Genomic DNA, 18,193 nt, shown 5'->3' on the forward strand with positions numbered 1-18,193 from the left:
GGCCTCCGCCACAGTGCTCCGCGACCGCGGCGACTATCGTGGCGATCCGAATCGAACGCGGAGTGGTTCACAGGGATCGGTTCACAGGTACTGGGTCGGGTCGTGTCGGCGAAAGGCGCGCTGTGTCGGACGAGGGGCGGTTGATCGCCGGGCGGTACCGGCTGATCGAGCGGATCGGCCGCGGTGGCATGGGCACCGTGTGGCGTGCCGAGGACGAGGTCCTCGGCCGCGAGATCGCGCTCAAGCGGCTCCACGTCCAGCAGCACCTCTCCGAGGACGAACTCGCCACCGTCTACGAACGCACCCGCAGGGAGGCCCGCAGCGCCGCCCGGATCGCCCACCCGAACGTGGTCGTCGTCCATGACGTCCTGGACGACGAGGGGTTGCCGTGCATCGTCATGGAGTACGTGCACGGCACCACCCTCGGCGCGCTGCTCAAGGGCGGCGGTGCCCTGCCGCCCGCCGAGGCCGCCCGGGTGGGCCTCGGCATGACCGCCGCGCTCCGGGCCGCCCACGCCGCCGGAGTGCTGCACCGCGACGTGAAGCCCGGCAACGTGCTGCTGGGCGGGAACGGCCGTGTCGTCCTCACCGACTTCGGCATCGCCATGGCGACCGGCACCTCGACGCTGACCAAGACCGGCGAGATCATCGGGTCGATCGACTACATCGCGCCCGAGCGCATGAGGGGCCACAAGCCCGGCCCCACCGCCGACCTCTGGGCACTCGGCGCCACCCTCTTCCAGTCCGTCGAGGGCCGGCCCCCGTTCCGCAGGGCCACGGCGATGGAGACCGCGTACGCCATCGCCGTCGACCCGCTCGCCCCCATGAAGCAGGCCGGTCCGCTCGAACCCCTCATCGAGATGCTGCTCGCCAAGGACCCGGACGAGCGTCCGTCGGCGGAGGAGACGGAACGGGCGCTGCGGGTCGTGGCGTCGGAGGCACCGGGCGCGACCACGGGCGCCACGACGGATGCGGCGTGGGCGGCGGCCGTGCCGGGCAGGGCGACGGCGACCATGGCGGCGACAGGCCCGACGGCTTCGGCCGGGGCCACGCTCACCGACTCGGGATCCGGATCGGGACCGGCGTGGGGATCGGGACCGGCGCCCGCTCCCATCGGCGGCAGCGGCAGGGGCAGTGGCAGCAGCGACGGGGCCGGTCGCCGGGGCCGTAAGCGGCGCCCCCTCCTCTGGAGTGCGGTGGCCGTGACGCTTGCCGCCGCGGTCGTGGCGGGCGGGCTCTACGCGATGACGGCCGAGGACGGCGGCGGCAGGAAGGGCTCGGCGACGGCGACCTCACCCAGCGCGTCCGAGCCGCCCCCCGTACCCGCGGGGTTCCGCCTGGTCAGGGAGAAGGCGCTGGGAGCCACCTTCCCCGTGCCGGACGGCTGGAAGCGCGGCGGCAAGGCGAGCGCCGAACAGGTCACCTACACCGACCCGTCGGGCCTGGTCGGGCTCACCATCGGCACCGTGAACCCCGCGGGCGCCAACCCCGAGTCGCACTTCCAGAACATCGAGGTCAACACCAAGCTCAACTACTCGACGTACCGGAAGCTGCGCATGCAGCGCACCACGTTCCAGGGAAAACCCGCGGCGGTGTGGGAGTTCACCTTCCAGGGCCAGGTCCGCGGCTTCCGCGCCATCGACTTCGGCTTCGGCGAGGAGGGCGGCACGGAGTACGACATCTACCTCTCGGCGCCCGAGGCCCAATGGGACACGCACCGCCCGGTGTTCGACACGGTCAAGGCGGGCTTCCGCGTCGACTGACGACTCGTCGTGCCGTCATCCGATGCCGTCATCCGGTGCCGTCATCCAGTGCGGTCCTCCGGCGCGGCCGGTGCCGGTGCCGTTGCGGGGGCCGGTTCCGAGGCCGGGGCGGGAATGGACGCGGTGTCGAAGTCCCCCGCGATGATCTGCGAGGCGAGGTCCGCGAGGCGCAGCTGACGGGATCGCGCGTACGAGCGGAACACGGCGAAGGCTTCGTCCACCGAGGTGTTCCAGCGCTCCGCCAGCACCCCCTTGACCTGTTCGACCAGGATGCGGCTGGTGAGCGCGGTCGCCAGCTGGCTGTTCTCGATGTGCGACTGCTCCAGCGTGCGCTGCTGGAGGATCGCGATCGTGGCCACGTCGGCGAGCGCCTGGGCGAGCGCGATGTCGGCGTCACCGAGGCGGTGCGGTGCGCTCTGGAAGAGGTTGAGCGCGCCGACGACCCGGTTGCGCAGGCGCAGCGGGAGCGCGTGCGTGGTCACGTAACCCGTCTCGCGGGCCTGGCCGGCGAAGTGCGGCCAGGCCGCAGTCGTCTCCGGCCGCGTCAGGTCGATGTTCGTACGGGCCGTGCCGGTGCGGTAGCACTCCACGCACGGGCCCTGGTCGTGCTGGAGCGCGAACAGCTCCAGCAGGCGGGCGTGCTCGTCCGACGCGGCGATGATCTGCAGCTCGCCGTGGGCGTCCACGAGCAGGATGCCCGCAGCCGAGACGTCCAGCAGCTCGACGCAGCGCGTGGACAGCCGTTGCAGCAGGTCGATGACGTCGAAATCCTCGACGAGAGAGTCCGCCACCTCCACGAAGATCTCGGCCAGACGTTGTTCGCGGGCCATGCCGATCATCCCTTTCCGTCGCCGGGCGAGTAGGGCCCGTTCGTGTCGTCGTTGAAGCGGAGTCTGCGGGCGACCACGTCGTCCGCGACCTCCCCGAGGGGGCGCTCGCTGCTGTAGGCGTGGGCCCGCAGGCGCAGGAGGGCCTCCTCCATCGTCACACCGAGCTGGACGCTGATCATTCCCGTGGCCTGGTGCACCGCCGCGCGATGCAGTCCCGTCGGCCGGTCCAGGAACATGCCGAGCACCGGGCCGCTGTTCCCGTTCCCGCCCCCGTTCCCGTTCAGGAGCGCGCCGGTCAGCGCGGCGGCCAGGGCCGTCGCGTCCGTACACTGCTGAACGGTCATCGTCCGGTCGCCGTCGCAGAGCACGGTCAGTACGCCGACCCGGATGGCCCCGATGCCCAGCGGGAAGCAGCACACTCCGTGGACGCCCATGTCCCGCGCGGGCGGCAGCAGCGCGGGCCACCGATCCGGGCGTACGCGGTCCAGGTCCGGCTCCATGACGGGGGATCCGGTGCGCACCGCGTCCGGGCCCGGGCCCTCGCCCAGCGTGAACTGGAGTTCCTCGAAACGCGCGCTCACCTCGGGATGGCACCAGACCGGCTCGGCCATGCGGCCGTTGCCCACGAGCAGCGACAGCGCGACGCCCTCGGCGCCCAGCGCCAGCGCGCACGCCCGGGCCGGATCACCGCGCCCGCCGAGGCGCAGCGACCGGAGAACGTCGGCCATGCCGTCGCTGATCACCGGTTTCCGTTCAGCCGCGGCCGGGAGCCTCGGAGTGAGGCACCGACCGGCTTGCGTCGCAACCCTACGCGGATCGGTTCGCCGTCACGCTCCACTGTTCCGGGTCGTCGGCGGGCATGCCGCGCCAGGCGTCCCGGGCACTCGCGTACCGGGGGAAGCGCTGGACGACCGCGCCGGCCCGGAACACCAGACCTATGCACGGGCGGGTGTAGACGACCCGGGTCCAGCCGCGCCGCGACCGGCAGTCGTCCCATGCCGCGCACAGCGGGTCCAGGGCGCTGCCGTCCATGAACGTCAGGCCGCTCAGGTCGACGATGAGGAAGAGACGCCCGGTGCCGCGGCGCACGTCCTCCAGGTCACGGGTGAAGCCCGGTGCGGTCGTCAGGTCCAGCTCGCCGCTCGCCCCGACCACACGGCACTCGTCGAACAGGCTGGGATGTGGGCCCATGTGCCCCATCTCCTCTGGCTGTGGAGCGGCCCGGTGGAGTCGCTCCGTGGAGGGGCCGCGGTGGAACGGCGCTCTCCAGGGTGGCTTTCGCCTTGCGCAGAGCCTCGGTTGCGCGGAACGGGACTTCACGGTGAGGGCCGGGGGCACGGGCTGCCGTACGGCGAGCGTACTGCCGGGGCGGAGGCGCCCGTCGCGCCGTTTCCGGTATCCGTCGGGTAGGCGCTCGAAGAGGCCGTACTTGGCCGGTACCCGACCGGTTACTGACGGCTCGGTGCCGAAGCGGCGAGGCCCGCGCGGAAGTTGACGCGGGCCGAGACCTCGCAAACCGTACGGTCTCGGCAGCCTCGTTTGCCTGGGGTCAAGGTACGGTGGAGGAACCGAGGGCATGTCGTACACCGGTGATCGAGTCGGTCTCGTCCTCGGCGCACGACTACGCCGGGCCGATCAGTGCCCGGGGCAGGGTCCGCCCCATGGCCGGTTGAAGTCGTTCACGTCCGCCGGTCGAGCCCCAGCGCCGGGGTGGCACACGACCTTGACCGCACGCTCCGCGTCGGCGAGTCACCGAACCACTGAGCCGCCGAACGGCTGAGCCACCGAACCACTGAGTCAGTGAGCCACCGGGTCACCGACTCGTCGGCTCAGGGAAGCACGAAGGCACCGGGGCATCGAGGCCAAGGAGCCACCTGTCACCCGGCTCGACCGAGCTGCGGGAGAGGCTCGACCGAGTCGCAGGAGAAGAGAGCCCGTTCCGTCGCGCGGTCCGTCGTGTCCGCCGCGAACGAACCACCGGTACGCCGCAGTCGTGCCCCAGACAGGAGCGCTCCATGATCACCGTCCCCGTCCTCGAACCCCTGCCCTCCCAGCCCCTCGCCCGCCTGCGACTGGCCCCGCACAGCACCCTGCCGCGCCGTATCGACGGGGCGTGGTGGCCCCACTCGCGCGATCTGCTGGCCGAACTTCCGCTGCTGATCGGCGCCTTGCCCCGTACGTGGGGACAGATCACCGGCGTCACCGTGAACACGGCGATGTGGGCGGCGTCGCCCGGCCGGATGCTCGTCGCCAACCATGTCGTACGGCTGAGCCGGTCCTCCGGGGCGCACGGCCGGCACACCGTCTGCCTGGTCAGTCCGGGCCGGGGCCGCTGGGACCTGCTGGTCGTGCCCCCGGAGGTCGACGCGGCGGACGCGGAGCCGCTGATGGCGGCCGCGGCGGCGGGCGTGCGCCCGTCTCGCTGACGGGGTCACCGCGGACCACCGCGGACCACCGCGGACCACTGTGAACCACCGCGGACCACTGTGAACCAGCGTGGATCACCGTGAACCAGCGCGGATCAGCGCAGTGGCCTGCGGATCCATACCTCGCGGACGGCCGACGGGGAGTGGGGAGCGAGGAGACCCAGCCTTGACCAACCCCAGGCGCGCACGGTCTCCTGGGCCGCGTTCGCCGGACGGCTGCCGCCGTCACCGCGTCCGCCGTCACCGCCCTCTCCGCCGTCGCTTCCTTCGTCGTCGGGTCGCTCCAGGTCCACTGCCGCGACGACCAGATCGGCGTCGAGCCGGGCCAGCAGCCGTTCGCCCAGGAGGGTCGCGACGCCGAGCCGGCGGTGGGCCGGCAGCACCATCAGTTCGGCGAGCAGGAAGGCACGGCCAGAGGCGGTGAGTTCCTCGATGTCCGTGGGCAGTTCCCCACGGAAGTCGGACCACCACTCGCCGGTCCGCTCCACCCGGAACCCGTACGCGCAGCCGACCAGTCCGCCCGCGTCGGCGACCATCATGTCGAAGCCGGTGCGCTGCACATGCTGCTCGAACCGGTCCAGGAAGCCCTGGCGGTCGCGGTATTCGGCCCCCGCGGCACCCCGGTACGCCGTGACGTGCACGTCCGCGACGGCTGCCCGCTGCTGCTCGGCCTGCCACCGGGACAGTCTGCGCAAGTACACCTCGGTCATACGGGTCCTCCCCCGGCCGCGCGGGATGGTCATCCCCCGACTCGGCATCATCACAGCAGGAGCCGCCGGGGTAAACGGGGCGTCGGGATCAGCCGGGTGCCGCCCGGCCCGCAGGTGGCGGCGCCCGTACGGGCATACGGGACGTACGGACGCGGGGCTATCCAGAACGGGCGGCCGGGCCTAGGCTCGGAGCCGAGTGAGGAGTGCGGCTCTTCGTGAGCCGGGTCACAGCGTTGAAGCCGCGTTCTCCCGCTTCTCGCGCGCCCCCTGTCCCCGGGCGCATCCGCCCCCGGTCCCCGGGCGTCAGGACGAGGCGGCCTCCACCGCCCGGACAACTTCGGTATCCCCACCGCCCCTTCGCGGCCGGGCCCTCGACCACGTGTCCCTCGCGGACTTCGCCACGGCGCACTCCCGCGTGCCGCGGCGACCCATGAGGGATCCCATGCCCTGCAACCCGCCGACCGGGGGGTGGCGCGCCAGGGCGGTGTGGTCGCCGCCGGTACACCACCGGCGGCGACCACCACACCACGGATCCATCGGCGAAGATGGTGGTGGATGGACTCACCGAGGGCAGGACCGCGTGGCTTAGGTGCCGAAGGGTGGCTCGGTCGACGGGTGCAGTTGGGTGAACTCGTCGGCGAGTATGCCCAGGAGGACGAGATCGTGGTGCCGGCCAGCGAGGAACACGTGATCGCGGAGGCGCCCCTCCTCGACGAAACCGAGCCGACGATGGAGCGCCAACGACCCCTGGTTGTGGGCGAAGACCCGCGCTTCACACTTGTGGTAGCGCCGCTCGGCGAACATGAACCGCAGCAGCAGCACCACGGCTTCCGCCGCGTACCCCTTGCGCCGATGATCCGCACCGACCGTCACGCCGTACTCGAAACGTCCGGCCTGCGGATCGGCGTGGTTGGAGGAGACGGCGCCGACCATCTCCCCGGTGTCGAGCGCCTCGATCGCCAGCCGGAAACTGTCACCGTCGGGCCCGCCCGCGGCCTGCTCCTTCGCCCAGGCCCGATGGCCCTCGGCGGAACGAGGCGGACGCACCGCGTCCCCCAACCGCTCCTCGTCCACGGCGAACCGCATGAACGCGGTCCAGTCGTCGGGCTCGATTCCGCGCAGACGTATCCGCGTGCCTGTCCAGAACGATGTCATCCACCATTGGATCAAGCGAGGGCACCGGCAGTCCAGACCGAACCCGTCGCGATACCGCGGCGTGGGCCCGAGTTCGGTGGTCTGCGGGTGTCGAGAATGTGCCATCGGCTTCGTCCCAGGGGCATCAGCGGTCAGCACTGGCCGCACGTGGGAGAAGGAGAGACCAGCATGGCGATTCAGCGGATGGACAATGTCGGCATCGTCGTCGAGGACATGGATGCCGCCGTCGCGTTCTTCGTGGAACTGGGTATGGAGCTGGAGGGCAGGGGGGAGGTCGAGGGTCTCGTCGCCGACCAGTGCACCGGACTCGACGGCGTCCACTGTGACATCGCGATGGTCCGGACCCCGGACGGTCACAGTCGGCTTGAGCTGTCGAAGTACCGCAGCCCCGCGGCGACCGGCGCCGGGCCGCGCAACCGGCCGCACAACGTTCTGGGCACGCACCGCGTCATGTTCGCCGTCGACGACCTAGAGGACACCATTGCGCGCCTGCGTCCTCACGGCGCCGAACTCGTCGGCGAGATCGCCCGGTTCGAGGACAGCTATCTGCTCTGCTACCTCCGCGGGCCGGAGGGCATCATCGTCGGACTGGCCGAGCAACTGAGCTGAGAAGGAAGTGACCCGTCACAGCCGGATCACCACCAGTGCCGTGTCGTCGTCCGGGCCCCGGCGCGGGGCGGGGACCAGGTCGGTGAGGATGGCGTCCGCCAGGGGCTCGGGGGGCAGGGTGTGGTGGCGTTTGAGGCTGTGGGTCAGGCGCTGGAGGCCGTGGTCGATGTCTTCGCCGCGGCGTTCGATCAGGCCGTCGGTGTAGAGGACGAGGGTGGCGCCGGGGGTGTAGGGCGCCGTCGCCTGGGTGCGCGGGATGGTGTCGTCGCCGGCCGCCAGGGGCGGGTCGGTGGCCGTGTCGAGTAGTTCGACCGTTCCGTCGGGGTGGGCCAGGAGCGGCGGCGGGTGGCCGGCGCAGCTGTACGTGACCGTGTGGGCGGCCCGGTCGATCACGGCCTGGACGGCGGTCGTGGCGAGCGCGCCCTCGACGGTGTGCGCGTGCTGGGCGAGGGTCGTGAGCGCGTCGGCGGGCCGGCCGGTGGCGCGGATCGCGGCGCTCAGCGCGCTGCGCAGCTGACCCATGACGCCCGCCGCCTCAAGCCCGTGCCCGACGACGTCGCCGACCGCCGCGGCCAGCCGGTCCTCGTCCAGGTCGATCAGGTCGTACCAGTCGCCGCAGACGTTGAGGAAGCTGGCCGCGGGCTGGTAGCGGACGGCGGCGAAGTCGTGCCGCGGCAGCGCGGTGCCGGGCAGCATGGCGCGCTGCAGGGTGACGGCGACCTCGTGCGTACGGGCGTGGGCCTTGCGCAGCTCCTCGTTCAGTTCCTGCAGTTCCTGGGAGCGGGTCAGGAGGTCGGCGGTCATCGCGTCCTCGTGACTGAGCGTGGTGAGGGCGGCGTGCTGGGTGCCCGGCGCCGGGGTGGAGGCCTGGCGGGCGCGGACCAGGGCTGTGACCTCCTCGACGCGGTGGGCGATGAGCGACACCCGTCCGTCCGCGTCGAGGACCGGGATGTTGACCGTGCTCCAGTAACGCTCCTCGAACACACCCGGTCGGTCGGGCACCTCGACGTCGTACTTCTGCAGGGCCATGGTGTCCCGCTCGCCCGTGGCCAGCAGCCGTTCGAGCGAGGTACGCAGGGTCCGGGCGCCGGTGGCCTCCTCGGAGGGGCTGTCGGGAAACACGTCGAAGATGAACCGGCCGACAAGCTCGTCCAGGCCGCGGCCCGATATCTGAACATAGGCCCGGTTCGCGGCGATGATCGTCAGGTCGGGCGCGAGCAGCATGACCGGGCTGGGCAGGGCCTGGAAGACCTTCGCGAAGTCGATGTCGATGTCGGCTTCAGTTTCGGCTTCGGCTTCGGCTTCGGCTCCGGCCTCGGGAGAGGAGGAGGGGGAGCGGGTGTGGGCGAATTCCGGATCGGGGTCCGCGGCGGTCTCTGCTTCGGCGTCCGCATCGGCCTCGGGGTCCGTCCTGATGCCCGGGCTCTCTCTCCCACCAGGCGCATCACTGTCGCTCATGCCATCATGTCTACTCCCTCCCCCGGCTCCGTGCGACCCGGTCCCGGAGCCGGCCCCTGCGCACGGACCGAGGCGCGTACGGCGCGGTCAGGGGCGCGATCACGGGAGAGCTTCCGCCATCGCGTGGGACCGTCCTTGCGCTCGATCGCCTTGTCCCCCCCCGGCCTTCCACCACGCCCCCGCGGAGCGGAACGCTCAGACGAGGCCCGCCCGATAGACCAACAGCGCGATCTGTACCCGGTTGTTGAGGTCCAGCCTGGTCAGGATGTGGGAGACGTGGGCCTTCACCGTGGGCAGGCTCATGTGGCAGGCCGCGGCGATCTCCGCGTTCGTTCTGCCCTCGGCGACGGCGAGGGCGACCTCCCGCTCCCGGGCGCCGAGCCGGTCCAGCATCGCCCCGGCATTTTCCCGTTCCTCGTGGCGGGAGGGGCCGGGGACGCCCGCGGGGTCGGTCACGGTGTCGATCAACTGCCTCACCGCGGCCGAGGACAGTACGGGCTCTCCCGCCATGACATTGCGCACGACCGCCACGATCTGTGCCGGGGGAGTGTGCTTGAGGACGTATCCCGCCGCTCCGGCGCGCAGGGCCTGCAGTACGTAGCTGTCGGTGGTGAAGGTGGTCAGGATCAGCACCTGCGGAGGCCGCGGCCGCTGCCGGAGCGCCGCCGTGGCCGCGAGACCGTCCATCCTCGGCATCCGGATGTCCATGAGGACGAGATCCGGACGGTACTCGTCCACGAGTGCCCGCACATCGGCTCCGTCGGCGGCTTCCGCGACGACGTCGATGTCGTCGGCCGCCGACAGCATGAGGCGCAGTCCGGCGCGTACCAGGGGGTCGTCGTCGACGACGAGCAGGCGGATCCGGGGGACCGGGCCGCCCGTCCCGGGAGTCAGGCCGTCCATGGGAGCCAGACGTCGAGGTGGAAGTCGGTGGGTGTGGTGCGGTGTCGCAGGCGCCCGCCTACGAGGTCGACCCGTTCCCGCATGCCGATGAGCCCCTGCCCGGAGCCCGGTACGGAGCCCTGCCCGGAGTTCGGTACGGAGTTCGGTACGGAGTCCCGCGCCGGGCCCTGCCCAGGATCCCGCGCCGAGTCCCGTACTGCCGGGCCGGCAGGCCCCGTCGGCTCCAGTGGGTTCGTCACCTGGATGGTCAGTCCGGTCTCCGGGCCGCCCTCAAGGGTGAGGGTCACCGGGGCGCCGGGGGCGTGCTTGCGGTGGTTGGTCAGGGCTTCCTGCAGCAGCCGGTAGGCCGTGCGGGCGAGCGCCGGCGACATGGTGACCGAGTCGTCGACCCGCTGTCGGAGGTGGAGCTCCACGCCCGCGGTGCGGGACTCCTCGATCAGCTGGGCCACATCCACGCGCGTGGGCTGGGGCGGTTCTGTGTGGTCGCCCACGACGGGGGCCCGCAGGACCTTCAGTACGTCCTGAAGGTCCTCCAGGGCCCGGGTGGCGCTGTGCCGGATCACGCCCACGGCCTCGGCGAGCTGTTCCGGCGGCGCTCCCGGGGCGTACTCCAGCGCGCCCGCGTGCATGGACAGCAGTGACAGCCGGTGCGCCAGCACGTCGTGCATCTCCCGGGCGATCTCCTCGCGGGCGTGCTGCCGCGCCTGCTCGGTCCGCAGCGTCGCCTCCGTCTCCGCGCGGACCGCCCGTTCCCGCAGGCCCACGACGACCAGACCCCAGCCGACGGCGCCCGCGACCAGGGTGACGGCCGACACCGCGGTCGCCAGGAAGAGCGGCCCGGGGGGATACGGGGCGAGCAGGAGGGCCACGGGCACCGGGACGAGCGCGGCCGCGGTGACCGCCCAGGTCGTACGGGCCGGGCACATCGTGGCGACGGTGAACAGGGCGATCAGCAGGGGCACCACCACCGGCCAGCCGGTGCCGAGGACGATCAGGGCCACCGCCAGCCCGGCGGGGTGGCGCCGCCGCAGACCCAGTGCGGTGCAGGCGAGCAGGGGTACGAGGCTGTCGGATCCCGTGTGAGCCCAGGCGAAGGGTTGTATGCCGCTGAGTCCCGTGAGCACCCAGTGAAACGGCAGCGCCTCCTCAAGAAGGCCTGCCGGGGCGCCTCCGCCGATCTGCGGATAGACGGACAGGCCCGACCGCTGCGCCCTGGCCACGAGCACGGTCAGGGCAACGGCGGCCATGGCCACGGCCAGTTCCGCGAGCCCGGGGCGGCTCCGCCAGGTCTGTCTCACATCGATCACGGAGAGACCGTACCCATGGATCTGCGCGAGCGGGAACCGGCCGCCATTTCCTATACCAAAGTATAGGTGCGCCTTGTTCGTTGGTATCGGTGCGCCCTGTTCATTCGGCCAGGTACACCGCATTCTTTTTGCCGATCAACTTTTCCTCGTCGATTTCTACGGTCGACGGCATGGAAATGAAGAATTCGACCGGGACCGTCAATTCGACGACGCTCTCGGTGGTCGTCGGCGCGGTCCTCGTGACCGTCGCCGTCACCGCCCACCGGCGCGGGCGGCGGCAGGACGCACAGGACATACTGGCCGCGCAGGCCGCTGATGTGCGGTGACGCGGCTCCGAAAGCCGGCCCTCCGGGCCGCCGTCACGCTCGCGACCGGCGCCTCGCTCCTCCTGACCGGCGGGTGCGGAACCCTCCACGGAGTGAAGGCCCCGCATGACGCCCGGGCGGCCGCCGCGGAATCCGGAACACGGCAGAGCGGCGGCGACGAACCCGACTGCACCGTCGCGAAGTGCGTCGCCCTCACCTTTGACGGCGGCCCGAGCGAACCCACCCCGAAACTCCTCGACATCCTGAAGGAGAAGAAAGTGCACGCGACTTTCTTTCTCCAGGGAAAGGGTCACACGGACACCTATCCCGGCACGGTTCTGCGGATGGCGAGGGAAGGGCACGAGGTGGCGAACCACACCTGGTCCCACAAAGTGCTCACGGAATTGAGCGCCGAGGAGATCGAGGCGGAAATGAAGCCCGTACAGGACGATGTGCGGCGCATCACGGGCCGCGCCCCGGTCCTGATGCGGCCCCCGCAGGGGCGGACCAGCGACGACGTGTCGGCGGTGATGAGGAAACTGGGCCTGGCCCAGATCCTGTGGAGCGTCACGGCCAAGGACTATGAAACGACGGACACCGCCCTGATCACCCGGCGGGTACTGGACCGGACGCGGCGCGACGGGATCATCCTGCTGCACGACCGCTACAAGGGGACCGTTCCGGCGGTGCCGGGCATCATCGACTCCCTGCGCAGGCGCGGCTACACCATCGTGACGGTCTCCCGGCTCCTGGCGCCCGCGTCACCGGAGCCCGGGACCATATACCGGCCTTGACGCACACACCGGCCTTGACGGCACACACCGGCCCCGACGGCACGTGCCGGCTCCGGCGGCCATTTCCCGAGCTTGCTCTCAACAGGCAACCCACCCACCGCATTTGCCTCTCTCACAGGTTGCTCACAGCAGCTTGATCACAGGTCGGCGCCGGGCGCGCGGGGGTGCGTCCGGACCGTACGGCCCGTGCCTGCGCAGTTCCATGCCTCGGCACCGGCCCGGTCGGCTGTGGGCAGCCCAGTCCGATGCCACAGACCATGGCACTCGCAGACGAGGAATCGATGACCAGCAAGAGAAGTCAGACAAGCCAGGGCAGTAAGACAGGCCAGGGCAGTCAGGGAAACCGGACCCGTTTACAGCGTGCGACGTTCGCGGCGGGAGCCGCGCTCACCGTCGTCGTCGCGGGAGCCGGGGCCGCTCCCGGCGCCGGGGCCGCACAGGAGAGCACGGCGGGGAAGCCGAAGCTCAAGCTGATCGCCGCGTCGAACTCCGTGACGCTCGACCGCTACGAGTGGGAGGGCGCCTCCGGCGTCTTCCTGGACCTCGGCACGTACGTCTCGGTCGACGACGCACCCTTGGAATTCAAGGTGACCCGGAAGTCGTACAAGGACCCGGTCGTCGCCCAGCAGATACTCCGCGACGGAACGAGCACGAATACCCCGAAGACACGGACGCTGCCCGCCGGGCTGGTGAAGGACTTCTCCGGTCTGCCCGGCTTCGTCGAGGTGTCGATCAGCAACGCGGCGGGCGAGGAGGTGTCGGCCACCAAGGGGACCTACTGTCCGAACAACGCCTCGGGGCGGATCCGTCCGGACGCTCCGGCGACCTCGAAGTATCCGCAGAGCTGCCCCACCAATCCCTTCACGCTGGGCTCGGTGTGGGGCGTCGAGAAGGGCTGGGCGTCCAACACCAGCACGATCGACTACGACAAGCCTGTGGACCTGCCGGTGGGTGAGTACACCGCCAAGGTCGGGGTGTCCAAGCAGTACCGCGACCTGTTCGGCATCCCCGACGACCAGCACACCATCAAGCTGACGGTCCGGTCGGAGGGCGAAGGCGGGGAGGGAGCCGGAGTGGCCGCCTCGCGGTCCGCCGCTCATGGAGGCGGGCACGGCGGCCACGGCACACCGTCCGCCGAGGATCCCGCCGCGGCAGCCGCTGCGGCCGCGCACCACTACGGCCCCCGCGGCGCCGACGCACCCACCCCGCCCGCCCTCTCCCACGCGCTCGAGGACCGTGGCCTGGCGCACCACCTGGGCGACGGGCCCGGCCACACCGACGGCTCGCGCATCGCGCCCGCGCTGAAGCCGGCCGCCAAGCGGCCCGGCGGCCGTGCCGGTGTCCCGGCCAACGTGCCCAAGCCCGACCTGCGTTCGCTCCCCGCCTGGGACATCGCCATCACCGACGGCGAGGACGGCGACGCCCCGGGCAAGGACTACCTCGCCTTCAGCGCGAACGTCTGGAACGCGGGCCCCGCGCCGCTCGTCGTGGACGGCTTCCGCGCTCCGGGCAAGGACCTGATGGACTCCTACCAGTACTTCTATGACGCCGCCGGCAAGCAGGTCGGGTACACCCCCAGCGGCACCATGGAGTGGGACCCGCGGGAGGGCCACGAGCACTGGCACTTCACGGACTTCGCCAGCTACCGGCTGCTGAGCGAGGACCAGACCAAGGAGGTGCGCAGCGGCAAGGAGGCGTTCTGCCTGGCCAACACCGACGCCGTCGACTACACGGTGAAGAACGCCAACTGGCACCCGGAGAACACCGACCTGTCGACCGCCTGCGGTGAGCAGAACTCGATCTCCGTACGCGAGGTCCTCGACGTCGGCTCCGGCGACACGTACACCCAGTACCGTCCCGGCCAGTCCTTCGACATCACCGACCTGCCGAACGGCACGTACTACATCCAGGTGATCGCCAACCCGGAGAACCGCCTCCAGGAGACGAACACCAAGAACAACGTCGCACTGCGTAAGGTCGTCCTGGCCGGTGACCCGGGCGCCCGCACCGTGACGGTCCCGCCGCACGACCTGATCAACGCTCCGTAACCACCCGTCCCCGAGCGGCTCCTGGCCCGGCACTCCGGCACTCCGGCGCCGGGCCAGGAGCCGCGGCCTTCTCGGGCACCGACTCCGCGGTGGTGTCTCAGTGCCCGAGCCCCGCGCCCCCGTCCACCGGGATCACCGCGCCGCGCACATGGCCCGCGCCGACCAGGAACGCCACCGCGTCGGCGACCTCCTCAGGGCGGGCGAGCCGGCCGGCCGGGGTCTGCCGCAGCAGGTTCCCGCGCTGTTCCTCGGTGAGCGCACGGCTCATGTCCGTCTCGGTCAGACCGGGCGCCACCACGTTGCAGGTGATGTCCCGGGGCCCGAGTTCGTGGGTGAGCGACCGGGCGAAACCGACCAGACCCGCCTTCGACGCCGCGTAGTTGGTCTGCCCGGCGGCGCCGTGCAGGGCCGCCGTCGAGGAGATCAGCACGATACGTCCGTGACCCGCGCCCAGCATTCCGCGCACCGCCCGCCGGGCGACCCGGAAGGCCCCCGTGAGGTTGGTGTCGACCACGGAGGTGAAGTCCTCCTCGGTCATCCGCACCAGCAGCCGGTCCTGGGTGGTGCCCGCGTTGGCGACCAGGACGGTGACCGGGCCATGGGCCGCCTCGGCCTCCTTGAAGGCCCGGTCCACCTGTTGACTGTCCGTCACATCACAGCGTACGGCGAGGAGTTCCGCGGTCCCGGGCGGTGGCTCCTCACCGCGGTACGTCACCGTGACCCGGTCCCCCGCCGCCGCGAAGCGGCGGGCCGTGGCCAGCCCGATCCCCCGGTTCCCCCCGGTCACGAAGACCGACCGGCCCTTCGCCTGTTCCATCGCCGTCCCCACTTCCTCTGCCTCCGCTGCTTCTTCTGTCGACGTTCCGTGTCCGCAGTCCCACGACGCCCACGGCGAATCCGACGAGGGCCAGTACGGCGGTCCAGAACGTGGCCGCGTACATGGCGTCGAGGAAGGCGCGGTCGGCGGTGGCCGCCAGTTCCGGCAGCCGCAGTGAACCGGCCAGTGAGCGGGCCGCCTCGGCGGAGGTGCGGGCCTGTTCCTCGGCGCCGGGCGTCAACCCACTTGCCCCGCCCGGCAGTTCGGCGTCCGCCATCCGCTCGCGGTACACCCCGGAGAGGATCGAACCGGTCATCGCCACTCCGAGCGTCCCGCCCACCTGCCGGGTGACGCTGTTGACGGCCGACCCGGCGCCCGCGAGATGCGGCGGCACCCCGCTCATCATCACGGCCGTGACCGGCGTACCGACCAGGCCCATCCCGAAGCCCTGAACCCACAGCAGCGCGGCGACGGTCAGGACCGGGGTCCGTCCGTCGAACCACAGATAGCCGACGTACGTGGCGGCCGTGGCCAGGACCCCGGCCGCGACCGTCCACCGGGCCGAGAGCAGCCGGCTCAGCGCGGGCGACGCCTGACTGCCCAGGACGATGCCGATGGCCGCGGCGATCATGACCGTTCCGGCGTCGGCGGGGGAGAGCCCGCGCGGCCCCTGCAAGTAGAAGGCCGCGTAGAAGAGATGCCCGGCCAGCGCCATGAACGCGATCAGCAGCACCACGCTCCCGGCCGTGAACCCGGGCTGCCGGAACAGCCGCAGGTCCAGGCTCGGCGCGGGCGACCTGCGCTGACCGGCGACGAAGAGGGCGAGCAGCGCGCCGCCCAGCAGGAGGGGGAGGAGCACGTGCGGGCCGTACCAGGTCTGCCCGTTGCCGAGTTCGATGATCCCGTAGACCACACCGCCGAGACCGAGCACCGACAGGGCGAGACCTGGCAGATCGAGCACCCTGCGCCGGGGCCCCTTCAACTCCGGTACGACGGCCACCACTGCGGCCAGACACAGGGCCACGATCGGCACGTTGACCAGGAACACCGAGCCCCACCAGAAGTGGCTGAGCAGCGCCCCGCCCACGACCGGGCCGACGGCCACCCCGAGACCGCTGGACGAGCTCCAGATCGCGATCGCCCGGGTGCGTTTCTCCTCCGGGGTGCTCTGCACGATGACCGACAGGGTCGCGGGCATCAGCAGCGCGCTGCCCGCGCCCATGGCGGCGCGCGCCACGATCAGCCAGGCAGGATCGGTGGCGAAGGCGCCCGCACCGGAGGCGGCGCCGAACAGCGTGAGCCCCGCGAGGAGGGTGTTCCGGGGGCCGAACCGGTCGGCCAGCGCGCCGCCCGCGAAGAGCGTGCCGGCGAAGACCAGGGTGTAGGCGCTCGCCACCCACTCCAGTTCGGCGGGGGTCGCGCCCAGGCCGTCGACCGGGTCGGCGAGCGTGGTGACGGCGACGTTGAGGACCGAGGTGTCCAGCCAGATGAGCATCTGGGCGCAGACCATGACCAGGAGAACGGGCCACGACCGGGACGGGACGGCTTCCTTCTCCTCCACCCGGCCCACGGCGGTCATCGGCTGCCTCCCTTTCCGTCGAGCTCCGCGAATCCGCCCAGCGCCCGGTCGACCAGTGCGTCGGCCGCGCCCGTGTAGTGGGCAGGGTCGAGCAGTTCCGACAGCCGGGCGGGGGTGAACAGGGCCGAGAGTTCGGGGTGTTGGGACAGCACCTCGGCGAGGGGGCGCCCGGTGCCGGCCGCCTCGGCCGACGCGGCGGTCAGCAGCTTCTTCGCCCGCACCTTGCCGAACGCCGGGGCCAGCACCACCGTCAGTCGCTCGGTGACGAGCGCGCCACCGGTCAGTTCGAGGTTGGCCAGCATGCGCTCCGGATGGACGACCAGCCCCTCGGCGAGCTCCACGGCGGTGTGCGCGGCCCCGCCCGCCAGCCGCAACGCCTCCCGCAGCGGCTGCCATTCGGCGTGCCAGGCACCGGCCGGCCGCTCGTCCTCGGCGAGCAGGCACTGTGCCAGTACGAGGGCATGGGCGGGCACCTGACGGGCGGCCGACACGATCAGCGTGGCGAGCGCGGGGTTGCGCTTCTGCGGCATCGCCGAGGAGGCCCCGCGTCCGGCGGCCACGGGCTCGGACACCTCACCGATCTCGGTACGGGACAGTGTCTGCACGTCGAGCGCGAACTTGCCGAGCGCGCCGGTGACCAGCTGGAGCACCGCCCCCACCTCGGCGACGGGCGTGCGCACGGTGTGCCACGGCAGCACCGGCTCGGCCAGCCCCAGCGCCTCGGCGAAGGGGCGGAGCAACTCGACTCCGCCCTCGCCGCCGGCCGGGTTCAGGCCCCCGTCCCCTCCCTCCCCGTCCTCCGGGCCTTCCCGGCCCTCCCCGCGATCCCCGCGATCCCCGCGATCTCCGCGGTCCAGCAGGGCGTACTCGCGGTACGCGGCGAGCGTCCCGGCCGCTCCCCCCAGCTGGGCCGGGAGCGCGGAGGCGACCGCCCGCACCCGGGCCAGGGCGTCGCCGACCAACTGGAGCCACCCCGCCGCCTTGAGACCGAAGGTGGTGGGCACCGCGTGCTGGGCCAGGGTGCGGCCGGCAAGGACGGTGTGGCGGTGGGTGTCGGCCAGCGCGGCCAGGGCGGCGCCGGCGCGTTCCAGGTCGGCGGCGATCAGACCGAGCACCCGGCGGGCGACCAGCATGGCCGCGGAGTCGAGGATGTCCTGGCTGGTCGACCCCCGGTGTACGTACTCGGCGGCGGCCGCGTCCTTGGCGGCGACCACCTCGGTGAACGCCGTCACCAGCGCGACCACCGGATTGGCCGCGGCCCGGGCCGCATGGGCCAGGGCGACCAGGTCCAGCCGGTCCGCGCGGGCCACCGAGGCGATCGCCCGCACCGCGGCGGCGGGTGTCAGCCCGACCGCGTACTGGGCCCGGGCCAGGGCCACCTCGGCGTCCAGCATGGCCTGCAGCCACGCCTCGTCGGTCACCTCGGCCGCCGCGGGCGTACCCGCCCAGGTGGGGGCGAGCAGGCCCGCGTCGGTACCCACGGACATCA

17 protein-coding genes are annotated in these 18,193 nt (G+C 71.8%); 6 read left to right on the forward strand and 11 right to left on the reverse strand.

The window, feature by feature from the left end; all coding sequences use genetic code 11:
- The first annotated feature begins 122 nt into the window (after nt 1-122).
- Nucleotides 123-1,763 (forward strand): serine/threonine-protein kinase, encoded by a 1,641-nt coding sequence (locus tag ACZ5VQ_RS12730; protein WP_469104873.1) that lies wholly within the window; start codon nt 123-125, stop codon nt 1,761-1,763.
- Between the two features lie 41 nt (nt 1,764-1,804).
- On the opposite strand, the gene ACZ5VQ_RS12735 is transcribed toward ACZ5VQ_RS12730, so the two are convergent.
- From ACZ5VQ_RS12735 to ACZ5VQ_RS12745, 3 genes are all read right to left on the reverse strand, one after another.
- Nucleotides 1,805-2,602: a GAF domain-containing protein gene (locus ACZ5VQ_RS12735; RefSeq protein ID WP_469104874.1), complete on the reverse strand. Its 798-nt coding sequence runs from the start codon at nt 2,600-2,602 to the stop codon at nt 1,805-1,807.
- The gene (locus tag ACZ5VQ_RS12740) at nt 2,599-3,321 is read right to left on the reverse strand and encodes an ANTAR domain-containing protein (RefSeq protein WP_469104875.1); all 723 of its coding nucleotides are present in this window, start codon (nt 3,319-3,321) and stop codon (nt 2,599-2,601) included. The genes ACZ5VQ_RS12735 and ACZ5VQ_RS12740 overlap by 4 nt, the downstream gene beginning before the upstream one ends.
- 79 nt (nt 3,322-3,400) lie before the next feature.
- Nucleotides 3,401-3,784 carry an STAS domain-containing protein gene (locus ACZ5VQ_RS12745; RefSeq protein ID WP_469104876.1) on the reverse strand — a complete coding sequence of 128 codons (384 nt, stop codon included), beginning with the start codon at nt 3,782-3,784 and terminating at the stop codon, nt 3,401-3,403.
- A gap of 824 nt (nt 3,785-4,608) precedes the next feature.
- Between ACZ5VQ_RS12745 and ACZ5VQ_RS12750 the strand changes: the two genes are divergently transcribed.
- Nucleotides 4,609-5,019 carry a DUF5994 family protein gene (locus ACZ5VQ_RS12750; RefSeq protein WP_469104877.1) on the forward strand — a complete coding sequence of 137 codons (411 nt, stop codon included), beginning with the start codon at nt 4,609-4,611 and terminating at the stop codon, nt 5,017-5,019.
- Nucleotides 5,020-5,114: 95 nt separating this feature from the next.
- Here the strand turns inward: ACZ5VQ_RS12750 and ACZ5VQ_RS12755 are convergent, their stop codons facing one another.
- Nucleotides 5,115-5,729, reverse strand: a complete 615-nt coding sequence (locus ACZ5VQ_RS12755) for a GNAT family N-acetyltransferase (protein WP_469104878.1) — start codon at nt 5,727-5,729, stop codon at nt 5,115-5,117.
- A gap of 585 nt (nt 5,730-6,314) precedes the next feature.
- A complete protein-coding gene (locus ACZ5VQ_RS12760) occupies nt 6,315-6,884 on the reverse strand; it encodes a GNAT family N-acetyltransferase (RefSeq protein ID WP_469104879.1) in 570 nt (189 codons plus the stop codon).
- Nucleotides 6,885-7,052: 168 nt separating this feature from the next.
- Here ACZ5VQ_RS12760 and ACZ5VQ_RS12765 point away from each other — a divergent pair, with 168 nt between their 5' ends.
- Nucleotides 7,053-7,493, forward strand: coding sequence for a VOC family protein (locus ACZ5VQ_RS12765; RefSeq protein ID WP_469104880.1), 441 nt, complete (start codon nt 7,053-7,055; stop codon nt 7,491-7,493).
- 15 nt (nt 7,494-7,508) lie between these two features.
- Here the strand turns inward: ACZ5VQ_RS12765 and ACZ5VQ_RS12770 are convergent, their stop codons facing one another.
- The 3 genes from ACZ5VQ_RS12770 to ACZ5VQ_RS12780 all read right to left on the reverse strand — a co-directional run bounded on the left by ACZ5VQ_RS12770 (nt 7,509) and on the right by ACZ5VQ_RS12780 (nt 11,161).
- Entirely contained in the window at nt 7,509-8,951 is a 1,443-nt protein-coding gene (locus ACZ5VQ_RS12770; protein WP_469104881.1) for a PP2C family protein-serine/threonine phosphatase, read from the reverse strand.
- 195 nt (nt 8,952-9,146) lie between these two features.
- Nucleotides 9,147-9,854, reverse strand: coding sequence for a response regulator transcription factor (locus ACZ5VQ_RS12775; RefSeq protein WP_469104882.1), 708 nt, complete (start codon nt 9,852-9,854; stop codon nt 9,147-9,149).
- The gene (locus ACZ5VQ_RS12780; protein WP_469104883.1) at nt 9,842-11,161 is read right to left on the reverse strand and encodes a sensor histidine kinase; all 1,320 of its coding nucleotides are present in this window, start codon (nt 11,159-11,161) and stop codon (nt 9,842-9,844) included. Before ACZ5VQ_RS12780 ends, ACZ5VQ_RS12775 begins: the two co-directional genes overlap by 13 nt.
- A gap of 170 nt (nt 11,162-11,331) precedes the next feature.
- Here ACZ5VQ_RS12780 and ACZ5VQ_RS12785 point away from each other — a divergent pair, with 170 nt between their 5' ends.
- The 3 genes from ACZ5VQ_RS12785 to ACZ5VQ_RS12795 all read left to right on the forward strand — a co-directional run bounded on the left by ACZ5VQ_RS12785 (nt 11,332) and on the right by ACZ5VQ_RS12795 (nt 14,308).
- Nucleotides 11,332-11,487, forward strand: coding sequence for a hypothetical protein (locus ACZ5VQ_RS12785; protein ID WP_469104884.1), 156 nt, complete (start codon nt 11,332-11,334; stop codon nt 11,485-11,487).
- The gene (locus tag ACZ5VQ_RS12790; RefSeq protein WP_469104885.1) at nt 11,484-12,260 is read left to right on the forward strand and encodes a polysaccharide deacetylase family protein; all 777 of its coding nucleotides are present in this window, start codon (nt 11,484-11,486) and stop codon (nt 12,258-12,260) included. The genes ACZ5VQ_RS12785 and ACZ5VQ_RS12790 overlap by 4 nt, the downstream gene beginning before the upstream one ends.
- Nucleotides 12,261-12,541: 281 nt before the next feature.
- Nucleotides 12,542-14,308, forward strand: a complete 1,767-nt coding sequence (locus ACZ5VQ_RS12795; RefSeq protein WP_469104886.1) for a lysyl oxidase family protein — start codon at nt 12,542-12,544, stop codon at nt 14,306-14,308.
- Between the two features lie 97 nt (nt 14,309-14,405).
- Here ACZ5VQ_RS12795 and fabG read toward each other — a convergent pair whose 3' ends face one another.
- Genes fabG through ACZ5VQ_RS12810 form a run of 3 tightly spaced genes read right to left on the reverse strand, consistent with a single transcriptional unit; the run spans nt 14,406 to nt 18,191 of the window.
- The gene (fabG, locus tag ACZ5VQ_RS12800) at nt 14,406-15,125 is read right to left on the reverse strand and encodes a 3-oxoacyl-ACP reductase FabG (protein WP_469104887.1); all 720 of its coding nucleotides are present in this window, start codon (nt 15,123-15,125) and stop codon (nt 14,406-14,408) included.
- The gene (locus ACZ5VQ_RS12805; RefSeq protein WP_469104888.1) at nt 15,007-16,704 is read right to left on the reverse strand and encodes an MFS transporter; all 1,698 of its coding nucleotides are present in this window, start codon (nt 16,702-16,704) and stop codon (nt 15,007-15,009) included. Before ACZ5VQ_RS12805 ends, fabG begins: the two co-directional genes overlap by 119 nt.
- Nucleotides 16,701-18,191 (reverse strand): class-II fumarase/aspartase family protein, encoded by a 1,491-nt coding sequence (locus tag ACZ5VQ_RS12810; RefSeq protein ID WP_469105021.1) that lies wholly within the window; start codon nt 18,189-18,191, stop codon nt 16,701-16,703. The genes ACZ5VQ_RS12805 and ACZ5VQ_RS12810 overlap by 4 nt, the downstream gene beginning before the upstream one ends.
- Between the last annotated feature and the right edge of the window lie 2 nt (nt 18,192-18,193).

The sequence above is a fragment of the Streptomyces sp. NPDC033178 genome (assembly GCF_055577685.1).